Origin of the sequence: Nocardia sp. NPDC059764 (genome assembly GCF_042732555.1) — a bacterium.
GTDB lineage: Bacteria > Actinomycetota > Actinomycetes > Mycobacteriales > Mycobacteriaceae > Nocardia.
Window position 1 is genome coordinate 1 of the sequence record NZ_JBHWHH010000161.1, and the last position, 16,259, is coordinate 16,259.

Genomic DNA, 16,259 nt, shown 5'->3' on the forward strand with positions numbered 1-16,259 from the left:
CCCTCTCGGGCGGGCGCGTTCGAATCGCGTTCCGTGACAGCGCGGTGTCAGCCGCGCCGCATGAAGTCCGGCACGTCGACCTCGTAGTCGTCGGTGTCCGGCGGCTGGATGTGGCCGCGATTGTTGCTCGCCACCGTCGGGTCCACCACGGGCCGGGGCGCGCTGTAGGACGGGGCCGGACCGCGTTCGGCGATCGGCTGCGCCGGCGCGGGCTCCGGGCGCGCGGCCGGCTCGACCGCGCGAGCCGGGGTGTATTCGGTAGTGCGGCTGACGCTTCCGGCGCTGGCGCTCGCGGTGCTCGACTGGGTGCCGGGGAACCGGCTGACCGCGGGTTCGATGCGGCGGGCGGGCCCGCTGCCGTCGAAGCCGGCGGCGATCACCGTGACCCGGACCTCGTCGCCGAGCGAGTCGTCGATCACCGTTCCGAAGATGATGTTGGCCTCGATGTGCGCGGCCTCCTGCACCAGCGAGGCGGCCTCGTTGATCTCGAACAGGCCCAGATCCGAACCGCCCGCGATGGAGAGCAGCACGCCGTGCGCGCCGTCCATGCTGGCTTCCAGCAGCGGCGAGTTGATCGCCGCCTCGGCCGCCTTCACCGAGCGGCCCTCGCCGCGCGCGGAGCCGATGCCCATGAGGGCCGAGCCCGCGCCGGACATGACCGACTTGACGTCGGCGAAGTCGACATTGATCAGACCCGGGGTGGTGATCAGGTCGGTGATGCCCTGAACACCGTTGAGCAGCACCTCGTCCGCGGAGCGGAAGGCGTCCATCAGGCTCACCGCGGCGTCACCGAGCTGCAGCAGGCGGTCGTTGGGGATGACGATGAGGGTGTCGCAGGATTCGCGCAGGGCCTGGATGCCCGCCTCCGCCTGGTTGCTGCGGCGCTTGCCCTCGAACGAGAACGGCCGGGTGACGACACCGATGGTGAGCGCGCCGAGCTTGCGGGCGATGGAGGCCACCACGGGCGCGCCGCCGGTGCCCGTGCCGCCGCCCTCGCCGGCGGTCACGAAGACCATGTCGGCGCCCTTGAGGACTTCCTCGATCTCGTCCTTGTGGTCCTCGGCGGCCTTGCGGCCGACCTCCGGATCGGCGCCGGCGCCGAGACCGCGGGTGAGTTCACGGCCGACATCGAGTTTCACATCGGCGTCCGACATCAACAACGCCTGCGCGTCGGTGTTGACCGCGATGAACTCGACTCCCTTGAGTCCCTGCTCGATCATCCGGTTGACGGCGTTCACGCCGCCGCCGCCGATACCGACGACCTTGATCACAGCAAGGTAGTTGTGCGGGGGCGTCATGGGCTCTCGCCTTCCTTCGATCTGAAACAGCTTGTCGTCTTCGGTTACTCGACATGAAACGACACAATGGTCTCGGTCCGATAAACCCTCAACCATAGCTTCAGCGTTATGTCAAGTATCCGACTGGTGCCGAACGGTATTCGCAGCCACCGCGTTACGGGCGCAGGCGCGCCGAAACGAGTGTCAGAATCTTGTGTGATTCGCCTCGTCCGACCCACCCGAGCATCGTATCGTGGACGGTTGCCCTCCGGTCCTGGATCGGAACCGACGGTGCCCTTCCGGCAAACCACCGAAAATTTCGGCGGCCCAATGGGTATCGCTCACTTTACCGTGACCAGATTCGGACTCGAAACATCGAATATCTTGCCCGGCTGGGAAAGCAGGGGGCCGACCACCGCGGCCTTGCGCGAGGAATCCACGGTTCCGCCCCACAGCACCGTGCGACCGTCACGCAACTCCAGGGCAATATCCGAAACCGAGCGGGCCACAACCGCTCCCACGCCGACCTGATCGCGCAGCGGAATCGGAATGGCGGCCATCACCGCCACCGCCGCCTTGGTCACCGGATCCGTGCCGCCCGGATGCTCGGTCACGAGTTTGGGCACCCCGAGGCCCGGCGGCTCGATGGCGAATTCCACGCTGTCGCAATCGAGCAGATGGGCGCCATCGGGACTGTCGAAATACAGCACCGGGGTTCGCTCGGTGACCGTCACCCGGACCGTGGACGGGAACACCCGCTGCACCCGCACCGAGCGGACCTTCGGCAACTGGGAGACCCGTTCGGCCAGGGCGTCGGTGTCCAGCCGCAGGATGGACAGGCCGTCGGGCACCTGCAGGGCTTGCCGCACCTGCTCTTCCGGCACCGCGGCCAGTCCGTCGACCTCGACCGTGCGCACCGACAGCATGGGAGTGAACCAGGCGACCAGTCCGAGCCCGATCAGGGCCACCACACCGGCGAGCACCCCGATCCGCACCCCGCGCGACCGCCAGGCGATCGCGATCCGCGACTCCCGCGGCTCCCGGCCACGTCTGAGCCGGGCCCGGCGGGCCGCCGCGCTTTCGGCGGCCCCGGTGTCGCCGGCGGCCGGCTCGGCGGAATCGGTATCGCGCGTGCCGCTACCAGCCGCGGCCGTGTCGTAGGCGTCGTCCGCGGCCGGAACCGACCGCTCCAGCTCTCCCCCACCCGAGCCCATCGGCGCTCACCGCCCGTGCGAGGGTCGTGCGCGCAGCCCGTCCAGAATCTGGCTGCCCAGCATGGTCACATCGCCCGCGCCCATGGTGATCACCACGTCGCCGGGCCGCGCCAGCGCGCCCACCTGCTTGCCGACCCGCGACATATCCGGCTGGTAGTGCACGGGTTTGGTGACCGCGCTCGCGACCAGCGCGCCGTTCACGCCCGGCAGCGGCTCCTCCCGCGCGCCGTACACGTCGAGCACCACGACCTCGTCGGCCAGCGACAGCGCCGCCCCGAACTCGGTCGCGAAAGTGGCGGTGCGGCTGTACAAGTGGGGCTGGAACACCACGATGACCTTCCCCGGCCGCGACCGGGCGCCGTCGCGCGCCTCCTGCGCGACCAGTTCGGCCGCCGCGGAGAGCACCGCGCGCACCTCGGTCGGGTGGTGGGCGTAGTCGTCGAAGACGCGCACGCCGTTCTCGCGCCCGGTGAGCTGGAAGCGGCGGTGCACACCGCCGAAACCTTCCAGGCCCTGGATGATTTCGCCCAGATCGGCCCCGGTGGCGCGGGCGGCCAGCAGCGCGCCGAGCGCGTTGAGCGCCATGTGCCGGCCCGGCACCGACAGCCGCAGGGTGCGCGGCGCGGACTCGTCGGAGAGCTGGAACACCGCGACGCCGCCGACATCGCGCGGCTCCCACGACAGCAGTCGCGCGCCGACCGTCAGCCCGGACTCCGCGAAATCGCCGGAGCCGTAACCGATCACCTGGATCCCGCGCGAATCCTCGGCCAGCCGGGCCGCCGAACGCTGCGCCAGACCCAGCGAGCCCGGGTCGTCCAGGCACACCACCAGGCGGCCGCCCGGTTCGAGCCGGTCCACGAAGTCGTCGAAGACCTGCACGTAGGCCTCGTCGGTGCCGAAGTAGTCCAGGTGGTCGGATTCGATATTGGTGACCACCGCGACGTCGGGCGCGTACTGCAGCAGCGAGCCGTCGCTCTCGTCGGCCTCAGCCACGAAGATGCCGCCGGTGCCGTGGTGGGCGTTGGTGCCCGCCTCGTTGAGCTCGCCGCCGACCGCGAAGGACGGGTCGAGTCCGCAGTGCTGCAAGGCCACCACCAGCATGGAGGTGGTGGAGGTCTTGCCGTGGGTGCCCGACACCAGCAGCGTCTTGTGCCCCTGCATGAGCGAGGCCAGCACCGCCGGGCGCAGCAGCACCGGCACCCCGCGCCGATGGGCTTCCACCAGTTCGGGATTGGTCTTGGGGATGGCGGCGTAGGTGGTCACCACCGCGGTGGGTCCGCCGGGCAGCAGGTCCAGCGCCGAGGCGTCGTGGCCGATGCGCACCTGCGCGCCGCGCGCCCGCAGAGCCAGCACGCCGCGGCTCTCCTTGGCGTCGGAACCGGACACCATGCCGCCGCGCGACAGGAGAATTCGGGCGATACCGGACATACCGGCACCGCCGATGCCGATCATGTGCACGCGCCGCAGATGCTCGGGTAGATCGGTGTGAGCTTCCGCGGTACCCACATCACTGTCCGGCCGCTCCACTGTCACCTCGAATTACCCCGTTCCCTGGCGTGTTTCATCGGATAGTTGGGCTCCCAGGCCCGGGTGCTGCGCCACGATTCCGTGGAGCGGCTGGTGCGCCGGGCCGAATCCGAATCTACCGACCGCCGCGAGGATGATTCCGCCGAGCCGCCCCGGCCCCGCCCCGAGGGTAGCGCGCGCTTCTGCGGCGCGGACTTCACCTTCGCGTTCGGCTTGGGCTTGGGCTTGGGCTTGGGCTTACCGGTCGCCTTGGACTTGGCGCGGGCGCGCGCGGCCCGGGCGGGCGAGTAGATGTCGGGTGTGGGCAGCCGCAGCAGACGGCTGAAGCGGCCGTCCTGTCCGGCGTGCAGGGCCGCCACCGCCTCCGGCTCGTGCCGGGCGGCATTGGCGATGATGCCGAACATGAACAGGGTGATGGCCAGCGAGGAGCCGCCCGCGGAGACCAGCGGCAGCTGCAGACCGGTCACCGGCAGCAAACCCACCACGTAGCCGACATTGATCAGCGCCTGCCCGGTGATCCAGGTGGTGGCCGAGGCGGTCAGCAGCCGGATGAACGGATCCACCGACCGCGAGGCGATCCGCAGGCCGGTGTACACGAACAACGCGAACAACCCGAGCACCAGCGCGCAGCCGAGGAAGCCGAGCTCCTCGCCGATGATGGCGAAGATGAAGTCGTTGTGCGCGTTGGGCAGATAGCTCCACTTGGCGCGCGACTGGCCCAGGCCACGACCCCAGATACCGCCGTCGGCAAGGGAATACATGGCCTGGCGGGCCTGGTAGCCGATGCCCTGCGGGTCGTCGCCCGGATTGAAGAAGGCGCGCATGCGGTCCGAGCGATACCCGGCCGAGAGCGCGAGGATCGAGGCCGCCACCGCACCCGACACCGCGATGGTGACGAACATACGCAGCGGCAGCCCGCCGAACCACAGCAGCGAGGTCAGCACGATGCCGAGCGCGATGGTGGTCGACAGGTTGGGCTCGAGCACCACCAGCAGACAGACCAGCAGTCCGGCCGGCACCAGCGGCATGAGAATGTCCTTGTACCCGGCCTTCTCGGACTGCCGCGACGCCAGCAGGTGCGAACCCCACACCACCAGCGTCACTTTCGCGATCTCCGAGGGCTGCACCGACACCACGCCCAGGTCGAACCAGCGCTGCGAGCCCTGCACCTTGGTGCCGACGCCGGGGATCAGCACCAGCACCAGCAGCACCACCGACAGCGCGAACACCGGGAACGACAACTGCCGCATCACCCGCATCGGGATGCGCAGCGCGATGTAGAACAGCACCGCGCCGACCGCGGCCAGCACCGCCTGGGTGAAGAACAGCGAATAGGCCGAGCCGCCACCGGCGTAGGACTCCACGCTGGAGGCCGAGAGCACCATGACCAGGCCGAGCACGGTGAGCAGTACCGCGATCGCCACCACCAGGTGGAACGACGCCAGCGGGCGGGCCAGCCACGCAACGAACCATCCGGTTCGCAGACGCTGTGGACCCTTGTTCCCGGCCCGCCGCGGCGTCGCCGTCGTCATTCGGTTCTCCCGATGTCCTTCTCGTCCAGGGCCTGCACGGCGGCCGCGAAACTGCGACCGCGGTGCGTGTAGTCGGCGAACATGTCCAGGGATGCCGCGGCCGGAGCCAGCAGCACGGTATCGCCGCGATGGGCGAAACCGGCCGCCACGCGGACCGCGCGCGCCATCACCGCTTCGGGCTCGATCTCGGTGAAGGGGTCACCCATTCGAGCATCGTCCCCCGAATTCAGCTCCACCACCGGAACATCGGGGGCGTGTCGCGCGAGTGCGGCCGCGATCACGGCCGCGTCCTGCCCGAACAGCACGGCCGCGACCAGGTGTTCGCGGCACTCCTCGATGAGGTCCTCCACGCCCGCGCCCTTGAGCTGACCGCCGGCCACCCAGATCACGTTGGGGTGGGCCAGGATCGACGAACGCGCGGCGTGCGGGTTGGTGGCCTTGGAGTCGTCCACGAACTCCACGCCCGACAACTCGCGCACGAAGGCCGCCCGGTGCGGGCCGACCCGATGCTCCTGCAGGCCCTCCTTGACGAACTGCGGGGCCACGTCGATGGACCGGGTGAGCGCGGCCGCGGCCAGCGCGTCGGCCACACCCGCCGGACCCTGCGGGCTGATGTCGCCGGTCTCGGCCAGGATGGCGGCCTTGGTGAAGGCGCGGTCGAGCAGCTTGCCGTCCACCACGCCCAGCTCGCCGTCGGCGGGCACGCCGATGCGGAAGCCGACCGTCCGACGCGCCTTGGACTTCCGGGCCAGCGCCGCGGCCACCTGATCGTCGAGGCCGACCACGCCGACCCGGCCGGTCAGCGCGCGCGCCTTGGCGGCGGCGTAGGCGTCCAGGCCGCCGTGCCAATCCAGGTGATCCTCGGCCACATTCAGCACCACCCCGGCCTCGGGGCGGACCGACGGAGCCCAGTGCAGCTGGAACGAGGACAATTCCACGGCCAGGATCTGCGGGCCGGGATTGCGGCGCAGCGCGTCCAGGATGGGCAGCCCGATATTGCCGCAGGCCACCGACGGGATGCCGGCGGCGCGCAGGATCGAGTGCGTCATCTGGGTGGTGGTGGTCTTGCCGTTGGTGCCGGTGATCACCAGCCACTTGCGGACCGGACCGTAGATGCGGGCCTGATCGACCCACCACGCGAACTCGACGTCACCCCACACCGGGATGCCCTCGGTCACCGCGGACGCCAGCACTGGCGAATCCGGCCGCCAGCCCGGGCTGGTGATGACCAGCGCGAAGCGCCGCAGCGCATCCGGTTCCAGCAGATCCGCGCTGGTGGCGGTGCCCAGACCCAGTTCGGCGGCCTCGGCCAGCGCCTTGGCGCCGCTGTCGGTGACCACCGGCCGGGCGCCGATGTCGCGCAGCGGTTCGATCAGCGAACGCCCGGAGACACCCCACCCGGCGACCAGCACATCACGGCCACGCAGGAATTCGAGCATGGGCCCCGGCGACCGCAGGACCCTCGGAGAATGTTCGGCCATTGCTGTCTCACCCTGCCGCAGAGAGGTATTCGCTGTAGAACAGGCCCAGTCCGATCGCCGAGGCCATACCGGCCAGCAACCAGAACCGGATGATCACCGAGGTCTCGGCCCACCCGCTCAGCTCGAAGTGATGATGGAACGGTGCCATCTTGAACAGGCGATTGCGGGTCGCGCGGAACACCGCCACCTGCAGCACCACCGAGGTGGTCTCGGCCACGAACAGCGCGCCGATGACGACCATCAGCAGCTCGGTACGGGTGGTGATGGACAGGCCCGCGAGCAGACCGCCCAGCATCAGCGAACCGGTGTCGCCCATGAAGATCTTGGCGGGCGCGGCATTCCACCACAGGAAGCCGATACAGGCCGCACCGCCCGCCGCGCACACCAGCGCTAGGTCGAGCGGATCACGCACCTGATAGCAGCCCGCCACCGCATGCGCGGAGCAGGAGTTACGCCACTGCCAGAAGGTGATGATCATGTACGCGCCCAGCACCAGACTCATCGAGCCCGCGGCCAGACCGTCCAGGCCGTCGGTCAGGTTCACCGCGTTGGACCAGGCCACCACGATGAGGCAGACGAACGCCAGGAAGACGATCACGCTCATCGACAAGGTATTGATGTCGCGGGTGTAGGACAGTCGCTTGTCGCCCGGCGTCAGGCCGTGAATGTTCTTGAACTGCAAGGCCAGGACGCCGAACACGATCGCCGAGGTGAGCTGGCCGATGTACTTCCCGGCCGCGGTCAGACCCAGGTTGCGCTGCTTGCGCAGCTTGATCAGGTCGTCCGTGAAGCCGACGAAACCCAGCGCGGTGGCCAGGCCCATGACCAGCAGGCCCGAGGCCGAAGGGCCCGGCTCGCCGTAGGTCATGGAGATCAGGTGCGAGCCCAGGTAACCGGCCCACATGCCGATGATGATAGCGACGCCACCCATGGTCGGGGTGCCGCGCTTGGCCTTGTGGCTCTCCGGGCCGTCGACCCGGATCTCCTGGCCGAAGCCCTGCTTGGCGAAGTAGCGGATCACCACGGGGGTGAGCAGAATCGAAACGGTCAGCGCGATCGCGGCCGACAAGAGAATCTGGGTCATCGAGCGGCCTCCTGCTCCGCACCGATCAGGTGTTCGGCGACGGTCCACAGACCGACGGACTTGGATGCCTTCACCAGCACCACCGCGCCCGGCTCGAGTTCTTCGTCGAGCAGCGCGATGGCCGAGTCGATATCGGGCACGTGGATGGCTTCCTCACCCCACGAGCCCTCCTGCACGGCGCCCTGGAACATGGCGCGCACCGGACGACCCTGACCGACGACGATCAGCCGGTCCACGTCCAGACGCACCACCAGGCGGCCGATCTTGTCGTGTTCGAGAACGGATTCCTCGCCCAGTTCGCCCATTTCGCCGAGCACCGCCCAGCTGGGCCGCGGCTCGGCCCCGGCGCGGGACATGGTGACCAGCGCCTTGAGCGCGGCGCGGACCGAATCCGGGTTGGCGTTGTAGGAGTCGTTGACGACGGTGACGCCGTCGGCGCGGGTGCGCACGTCCATGCGGCGGGCCGAGGCGGCGGTCGCGCCGGCCAGCGCCGCCGCGACGGTCGCGAGATCCGCGCCCTGATCGAGGGCGACGGCGGCGGCGGACAGGGCGTTGCCGACCTGGTGCTCACCGGACACGGCCAACTGGACGTCGACCGATTCGCCATTGGCGTGCAGCGTGAATCGGGCGCGCGCCTGCTCGTCGAGCACGACGTCGGCGGCGCGCACATCGGCCGAGGACGCCAGGCCCACGGTCACCACCCGGGCGGCGGTGCGCCCGGCCATCTGCGCGACCAGGTGGTCGTCGGCGTTCAGCACCGCCAGCCCGGAGGCCGGAAGCGCCTCGACCAGTTCACCCTTGGTCTGCGCGATCACCTCTCGGCTGCCGAACTCGCCCAGGTGCGCGGTGCCGACATTCAGCACGACGCCGACGCTGGGCGGAGCGATCTCGGTGAGCGCCTTGATGTGTCCCGGGCCGCGAGCCGACAGCTCCAGCACCAGGAACCGGGTCTGCGCATCGGCGCGCAGGGCCGTCCACGGGTGGCCGAGCTCGTTGTTGAACGAACCGGGCGGGGCCACAACGGATCCCAGCGGCGCGAGCACCGCCGCGATCAGGTCCTTGGTGGAGGTCTTGCCGGACGAGCCGGTCACCCCCACCACGGTCAGGCTCCCGGCCTGCACCAGCCGGTCCACGCTGGCGCGGGCCAATACGGCCAGCGCGTCCAGCACCGCCGCGCCGGAGCCGTCGGTGTCGTGGGCCAGTGCGATGGCGCGGGTGTTCCCGGGGTGGGGCTCCACCACGATGGCGGGCACCCCGACCGGCCGCGCGGCGAGCACCGCGACAGCGCCCTGCGCGACGGCCTGCGCCGCGAAGTCGTGGCCGTCGGCGCGCTCACCCGGCAGCGCCAGGAACAGGTCACCGGAACCGATTCGGCGCGAGTCGAATTCGGCCGAGCCGGTGACCTTCGCCTCGGGATCGGCGACGTCGTGCAGCGTGCCGCCCACGACCTCCGCGATCTCCCGCAAAGTCATTTCGATCATGAATGCGTCAGGTCCCTCGTCTTTTCCGACAGGGCGGCCGCGAGTACCTCACGGTCGTCGAACGGCTGCTTCACGCCTGCAATCTCCTGCCCTGTCTCATGTCCCTTGCCCGCGATCAGCACCGCGTCCCCGGGCCGCGCCCAGTTCACGGCGGCGTGGATCGCGGCCGCCCGGTCCCCGACCTCCCGGACCTCACCGCGTTCCGCGTCCGGCACCTGTTCGGCCCCGGCGAGCACCGCGGCGCGGATGGCGGCCGGGTCCTCGCTGCGCGGATTGTCGTCGGTAATGATGGCCAGGTCGCTGCCGCGCGCCGCCGCCGCACCCATGAGGGGCCGCTTGCCGGCATCGCGATCACCGCCCGCGCCCACCACAACCGCCAGACGTCCTGTCCCCTGTTCGGACAACCACGTGCGCAAGGTGGCCACGACCGATTCGATCGCGGCGGGTTTGTGCGCGTAGTCCACCACGGCCAGAAACTCCTGACCTCTATCCACCCGCTGCATGCGGCCCGGCACGTCGACCTCGCCGAGCGCCGCTGCGGAAGTCTCGATATCGGCGCCCGCCGCCGCACAGACCGCGATCGCCAGGAGCCCGTTGGCGATGTTGTACGCGCCTGGAAGCCGCAGCCGCACATCCACATCGACGCCCGGCCCCGACGCGGTGAACTCCTGGGTGCCGCCGGTCCCGGCGGTCGCCGCACCCGCGGTCCAGTCGGCGGGCGCGCCCGCGCGGGTCGCCACGGTGCGCAGGCGGCCGGTGGTATCACCGGATTCGGCTGCCAGGCAGTCGGATACGTCGCCCGCCAGGCGCTGTCCCCACTCGTCGTCCACGCAGATCACCGCGGTGCGCGCGGCCACCGAGGGGCGCGACGCGGCGGCGGTGTCCGGGCCGTCGGGAATGAACAGGCGGCGCTTGGCCTCGAAGTAGTCCTCGAAGTCGGCGTGGAAGTCGAGGTGGTCCTGGGACAGGTTGGTGAACGCGCCGACCGCGAAGCTCACCCCGTCCACCCGGCCCAGCGCCAGCGCGTGACTCGACACCTCCATCACCACGGCGTCCACGCCCTGCTCGACCATCACCGCGAACATGGCGTGCAACTGCGGGGCCTCGGGGGTGGTGAGCGCCGAGGGCACCCGGACCCCGCCGATGCGGGTCTCGATGGTGCCGATCAACGCGGTGCGCAGCCCGGACGCGGCGAGCCCGGCCTCCACCAGATAGGAGGTGGTGGTCTTGCCGGAGGTGCCGGTGATACCGATGATGCGCAGTTTGCGAGACGGATCACCGTAAAGGGCCGAGGACAACTCGCCGAGAATCGTGCGCGGCGCGTCGTGCACCAGCACGGGCACGGCGATCTCGCCGATCAGCTCCGCGCCCGCCGGATCGGTGAGGACCGCGACCGCGCCGCGTGCCACCGCGTCCGCGGCGTAGCGCGCGCCGTGCGAATGCCCACCGGCCAGACCGGCGAACAGATCCCCCGGCAGCACCGCGTTCGACCGCTGCTCGATACCCGTGACCTGGATGTCCTGCAAACCGGCCGCGGACCCCGCGGGCGTCGCGCCCGTCAGCTCCGAGACCGTGCGCAAGCTGGTCGCCGCCGGTGCGGCGGGCCGGAACACCTGCGACGGAGTCCCATCACCACTGCGCGGTACCGACTGGACGGGCACGAAGCTCCTCTCACGGGCGGGTTTCAAATGGAGAAAAGATCCGGACGACCGGATCGACGTGTCAGGTTACCTGTGTTCGATTGCCGTGCGATCGGCACGGCGCAGTTCGGTCACCCGCCGGTAGTGGTATCGGCGGCGGCGTGCGTCACGACCATCCGTTCCCTGCTCTAACTCGCCTGCAGAATCAGCTGTTTGGTGGGCGGTGACGGCGGGATCCGGTCCCGCTGCAGCAGCCACGACGCGATGCTGTGGAACAGGGGTGCGGCCGACCCGCCACCGCTGCCGTCCGAGCTGCGCACAGGCCCGTCGAGCATCATGCCGATCACGTAGCGCGGATTGTCGGCGGGGGCCATGCCCGCGAAGGTGATCCAGTAGCGATCGCTGGAGTAGCAGCGGCACTTGGGATCGATCTGCTGGGCCGTGCCGGTCTTACCGGCGATCTGATAGCCCTCGATCGAGGCCGGGCTGCCGGTGCCGGACTGGATGCCGCGCGGATCCTTCTGCACCACGGCCTGGAACATCTGCTGCAGGGTCTTGGCGGTCTGCGGGCTCACCACCTTCACCCCCTCCGGCGGCTCCTCCTCGGTGCGCGCGCCGTCCGGGGCGATCTTGGCCTTCACGATGCGCGGCGGAATCCGCACGCCGTTGTTGGCGATGGCCTGGTACATCCCCGTCATCTGCAGGGTCGTCATCGAAAGACCCTGGCCGATGGGCAGGTTGGCGAAGGTGGAGCCAGACCACTGGTCACGCGAGGGCACTACGCCGCTGCTCTCGCCGGGCAGGCCGACGCCGGTGCGCTGACCCAGGCCGAACTTCTTGAGCATGTCGAAGTAGCGGTCCTCACCGACCCGCTGCGCCAGCATCAGAGTGCCCACGTTCGAGGACTTCCCGAAGACGCCGGTGGTCGTATAGGGGGCGACGCCGTGGTCCCAGGCGTCGTGCACGGTGACCCCGCCCATGAAGATGCTGCCCGGAACCTGGAGCACCTCATCGGGGTTCGTGAGGCCGTACTCGATGGCGGAGGCCGCGGTGACGATCTTGTTCACCGAGCCGGGCTCGTACACCTCCTGCACCGACGGATTGCCCAGATCGGTGGTGGACCAGAAGCGCGGCCCCATCGCGGGATTGAAGGTGTTGTCATTGGCCATGGCCAGCACCTGACCGGTGTGCACGTCCAGCACCACCGCCGAGGCCGCGCTCGCGCCCGACAGATCCTTGGCCTGCTGCACCTGCTGCTGCACGTAGTACTGCAGATCCGAGTCCAGGGTCAGCTCCACGCCGAAACCGTTCACCGCGGGCTGACGGTCACGCCACGAACCCGGGATCACCGCGCCGTCGGAGCCGCGGTCGTAGGTCATCGAGCCGTCCGAACCGGCCAGCAGCGCGTCCATCGAGGACTCCAGGCCGATCTGCCCGTGCCCGTCCCAGCCGGTCGCGCCGATCACATTGGCGGCCAGCGCGCCACCCGGGTACTCGCGCATGTCCTGGCGTTCGAGCCCGACCTCCGGGAACTTCAGCGTGATGTCGGCGGCGACCCGCGGATCCACATTGCGCACCAGATAGACGAACGGCTCGTCGCTCTTCAGCTTGGCCAGGATGTCCTTCTCGGGAGCGTCCTTCCCCAGCTTCTCGTGCAGGTATTTGGCGATGGCGGCGAGTCGGTCGTCCGGATCCGGAGCGGTCTTCGGCTGCGTCTCGCGCTCGTCGGCCAGATCCTTGCGGACCCGCACCGGCTGGAAGGTCAACGCCTTGGCGGCGATGGTGAACGCCAGCGACTTCCCGTAGCGGTCGGTGATCGGCCCCCGAGTGGCGGGATCGGCCAGCTTCACAGTCCGCTGACTGGCCGCCTCCGAGGAGAGCTTCGGCGCGGAAATGCTCTGTACCCACAGCAATTGGATGGCGGCCACGACGATCGCCACCAGCATCACCAGTCGGCCCACCCCGAACCGGAACCGCGTACTCGAATCCAGTCCCGGAGCCGGCCGTGGTCTGAACTGCCGGCCCGGACCCGAACCCGCGCGCCCCGACCCGGACTTCGCCCGTGCGACGGCGGCGCGCCCCCGGCCGGAATCGGAACGGCCCCGGCCGGAATCACGCCCGCGCCCCGCGCGGGTAGGGCTCATCGACCAACCCCGTTCGACTGCGTCGTGGTCGTCGTCGAACGTTCGATCATCGCGGCACGCCGTTCGCCTGGACCGCCGGGTTCTGCGGCGTCGGAAGCGGGGACGCCGGAACGGGATTCGCGGCCGAGGTGGTCGGCGGAGCCGGGGTCGCCATGGGCGCCGCCGGGGTGGTGGTCACCGGGACGACGCGCTCGCCCTGCGTCTGCGACCGCTTGGGCGGGGCCGCGGCCGGGGTGGTGTTCAGCGGGGGAGCCGGAGCGCCCTGCGCGGGCTGCGGATTGCCGACCACGGTCACCTGACCGTCGGGGGCGATGATCAGGCGGGCCGGATCCTTGGCCGGGATCATGCCGAGTTCGGCGGCGCGCTGGGCCAATTCGGGCGCCGAGTCGGCCGCAGCCACCTCGCGCTGCAACGCGTCGCGCTCGTCGGACAGCTTCTGATTGGCGCGGCGCTGATCGCCGAGCTGGTAGCTGTCCTCGGTGGCGCGGGTGGTGAGCAACAGCGTCAAGGCCAGACCGCAGCCCAGCAGCGCGATGATGGTGGCCACGAAGGACATCCGCCCGCGCGGGATGGATTCACTGCGCCGGCCGCGGCGCATCCCGGGCAGCTCCACGCCGCCCTCGCGATTGCGGCGCCGGGCGTAGGCCCGTTGCGCCGCACCCGATTTGACCCGCTCGGCGGCCTGCACCCGGCGGGCCCCCCGGCTCACCTGCGTCTTGATCGTCATAGCGCGGCTCCGATCTCTCGGGTCGCGGCCCGGAACCGCCCGCCGCCCCGGCGCTGTCGCGCCCCGTCACGTCGTCTCTGGTTCATGCTGTGCCGTTCTGAGGCATGAGCGGAGCGCTCCATGGTTACGCTCCGCAAGCGCTGGATGATGGAGCGGCGCCTCCGCGCCCGACCACTCATGCCTGGTCCTCCCCTGCGATACGTTCCGCCGCCCGCATGCGCACCGGAGCGGCTCGCGGGTTCTCCTCGATCTCCTGCTCCGTCGCCTTCTCCGCACCGCGGGTCAGGATCCTGAATTCCGGTCCCATGCCGGGTAATTCGACCGGCAGGTCCAGCGGCGTACGCGAGGCCGACCGCTTGGCCAGCTCCACCTTCACCACCCGGTCCTCGAGGGACTGATAGCTCATCACCACGATGCGACCGCCCGGAGCCAGCGCGTCCAGCGCGGCGGGCAGCGCCGCCTCCAGCGATTCCAGCTCGCGGTTCACCTCCACCCGCAGGGCCTGGAAGGTGCGCTTGGCGGGATGTCCGCCGGTGCGCCGGGCCGCGGCCGGAATGGTGTCGTAGAGCAGCTCCACCAGCTGGGCGCTCGTGGTGAACGGAGTGCGCTGACGCCGCCGCAGGATCTCCGAGGCGATCTTGCCCGCGAACCGTTCCTCGCCATAGGTTTTCAGCACCCGGGCCAGTTCGCCGTGACTGTAGGTATTGAGCACGTCGGCCGCGGTGGGGCCGGTGCTGGAATCCATCCGCATGTCCAGCGGCGCGTCCACCGAGTAGGCGAACCCGCGATCGGCCTCGTCCAGCTGCATGGAGGACACGCCCAGATCCATGAGAATGGCGCTGACCGAACCCTTTACGGGCAGACCGGCCTGTTCGAGCGCGGCGGGGATCCCGTCATATCTGGTGTGCACCAGGGTGATCCGGTCCTGGAACGGCGCTAGTCGCTCCCCCGCCAGCTTCAGCGCGGCGGTGTCGCGATCCAGGCCGACGAGTCTGATGTTGGGGTAGGTGCGCAGGAAGTGCTCGGCGTGACCGCCGAGACCGAGCGTGCAGTCCAGATAGACCGCGCCCTCGGAACGCAGTGCGGGACCGAGGATTTCGTCGGCACGATGCAGGAGAACCGGAACATGGCGGGGGCCGTCATTGCTCTGGTTCACCTAGGACCTCCCGGAATTCACTGCCTCACGTTCATTCGCACGGCCACATCGGATGCGCGCGACGGTGGCCTTTTTCACAAACGACCTTCGAATTAGGGCGAATGCCCCGTGGTCTCTGACCGAAGCACCGCACCTGGCGTTGGGGAAGTACGTCAGGGTCGGCGTCGGGCAGAGGCCGCAGGGCACTCGCCTCGCTCGGGCTAGAAGATCTCGCCCAGCGACTCGTCTCTGGCCTGCGAGTAGTCCTCCTCGTGCTCGGCGAGGTAGGAATCCCAAGCCGTCTTGTCCCATATCTCGAGGAAGTCGACCGAGCCGATCACCACGCAATCCTTGGAGAGATTCGCGTAGCGGCGATGCTCTGCCGACAGCATGATCCGGCCCTGTGCGTCCGGACGTTGCTCATCGCTGGAAGCCGCCAAGGCCCGGACGAATGCTCGGGCCTGCGGGTTCGATCGGGACGCGGCCGCGGCTCTCCGCGCGAGCGCGGTGAACTCGTCCTTGGGATAAACGGCAAGGCTGTGGTCCTGTCCCTTCGTGACCATCAACCCTCCCGCCAGCTCGTCCCGGAACTTCGCAGGCAACGTCAGTCGCCCTTTGTCGTCCAATCGAGGGGTATAGGTCCCGAGAAACACGTCTCGACACCTCCTGCCGGATCACCCTCTCGACTGTTCGGCCTCCTGTAGTGCGGGCTCCACATTACCCCACTTTCCCCCACTTTCAATCGAAAGCGCCGGTGATCTCGGTCCCCGCTTGGCGAACTTCGCAGGTCACACCAGCTATCACGATGGTGGGGAAGATTTCGCGCAGTTCCCCCGACACGCGCGACGCGCGCCGGCGGGTACCCGACAACCGCCAGCAAACCCGCAGATAGCGTGCATTTCCGGCACATGTGGGGCGGGGTGGGGCACCCCCGTGGGGAGGTGTGGGGAATCCTGACCGACTCCGACACGCCGATCCTCGACCAACCAGAAACGCCGTGACGCCACACCTCAAATC

The 16,259-nt window shown here is 69.6% G+C and carries 12 protein-coding genes; all 12 read right to left on the reverse strand.

The window, feature by feature from the left end:
* Positions 1 to 47: 47 nt before the first annotated feature.
* The 12 genes from ftsZ to mraZ all read right to left on the reverse strand — a co-directional run bounded on the left by ftsZ (position 48) and on the right by mraZ (position 15,895).
* Positions 48 to 1,298, reverse strand: a complete 1,251-nt coding sequence (gene ftsZ / locus ACFV4K_RS27790) for a cell division protein FtsZ (protein WP_379278862.1) — start codon at positions 1,296 to 1,298, stop codon at positions 48 to 50.
* 320 nt (positions 1,299 to 1,618) lie between these two features.
* Positions 1,619 to 2,491, reverse strand: a complete 873-nt coding sequence (locus ACFV4K_RS27795; RefSeq protein ID WP_379278864.1) for a cell division protein FtsQ/DivIB — start codon at positions 2,489 to 2,491, stop codon at positions 1,619 to 1,621.
* 6 nt (positions 2,492 to 2,497) lie between these two features.
* The gene (gene murC, locus ACFV4K_RS27800) at positions 2,498 to 3,943 is read right to left on the reverse strand and encodes a UDP-N-acetylmuramate--L-alanine ligase (protein WP_379278874.1); all 1,446 of its coding nucleotides are present in this window, start codon (positions 3,941 to 3,943) and stop codon (positions 2,498 to 2,500) included.
* Positions 3,944 to 4,020: 77 nt separating this feature from the next.
* The gene (gene ftsW / locus ACFV4K_RS27805; protein WP_379278866.1) at positions 4,021 to 5,550 is read right to left on the reverse strand and encodes a putative lipid II flippase FtsW; all 1,530 of its coding nucleotides are present in this window, start codon (positions 5,548 to 5,550) and stop codon (positions 4,021 to 4,023) included.
* Entirely contained in the window at positions 5,547 to 6,989 is a 1,443-nt protein-coding gene (gene murD / locus ACFV4K_RS27810) for a UDP-N-acetylmuramoyl-L-alanine--D-glutamate ligase (RefSeq protein ID WP_379106660.1), read from the reverse strand. Before murD ends, ftsW begins: the two co-directional genes overlap by 4 nt.
* A gap of 49 nt (positions 6,990 to 7,038) precedes the next feature.
* On the reverse strand, positions 7,039 to 8,115 hold the full coding sequence (gene mraY, locus ACFV4K_RS27815) for a phospho-N-acetylmuramoyl-pentapeptide-transferase (RefSeq protein WP_213560470.1): 1,077 nt from the start codon (positions 8,113 to 8,115) through the stop codon (positions 7,039 to 7,041).
* Positions 8,112 to 9,596 (reverse strand): UDP-N-acetylmuramoyl-tripeptide--D-alanyl-D-alanine ligase, encoded by a 1,485-nt coding sequence (gene murF / locus ACFV4K_RS27820; RefSeq protein WP_379278867.1) that lies wholly within the window; start codon positions 9,594 to 9,596, stop codon positions 8,112 to 8,114. The genes mraY and murF overlap by 4 nt, the downstream gene beginning before the upstream one ends.
* On the reverse strand, positions 9,593 to 11,257 hold the full coding sequence (locus ACFV4K_RS27825) for a UDP-N-acetylmuramoyl-L-alanyl-D-glutamate--2,6-diaminopimelate ligase (protein ID WP_379278868.1): 1,665 nt from the start codon (positions 11,255 to 11,257) through the stop codon (positions 9,593 to 9,595). Before ACFV4K_RS27825 ends, murF begins: the two co-directional genes overlap by 4 nt.
* Before the next feature lie 167 nt (positions 11,258 to 11,424).
* Complete coding sequence (locus ACFV4K_RS27830; protein WP_379278870.1) at positions 11,425 to 13,380, reverse strand: peptidoglycan D,D-transpeptidase FtsI family protein; 1,956 nt, start codon at positions 13,378 to 13,380, stop codon at positions 11,425 to 11,427.
* 46 nt (positions 13,381 to 13,426) lie between these two features.
* On the reverse strand, positions 13,427 to 14,107 hold the full coding sequence (locus tag ACFV4K_RS27835; RefSeq protein WP_379278871.1) for a hypothetical protein: 681 nt from the start codon (positions 14,105 to 14,107) through the stop codon (positions 13,427 to 13,429).
* A gap of 175 nt (positions 14,108 to 14,282) precedes the next feature.
* Positions 14,283 to 15,263: a 16S rRNA (cytosine(1402)-N(4))-methyltransferase RsmH gene (gene rsmH / locus ACFV4K_RS27840; protein WP_379278872.1), complete on the reverse strand. Its 981-nt coding sequence runs from the start codon at positions 15,261 to 15,263 to the stop codon at positions 14,283 to 14,285.
* A 200-nt stretch (positions 15,264 to 15,463) separates the two neighbouring features.
* Positions 15,464 to 15,895, reverse strand: a complete 432-nt coding sequence (gene mraZ / locus ACFV4K_RS27845; RefSeq protein ID WP_213560465.1) for a division/cell wall cluster transcriptional repressor MraZ — start codon at positions 15,893 to 15,895, stop codon at positions 15,464 to 15,466.
* Positions 15,896 to 16,259: the final 364 nt, after the last annotated feature.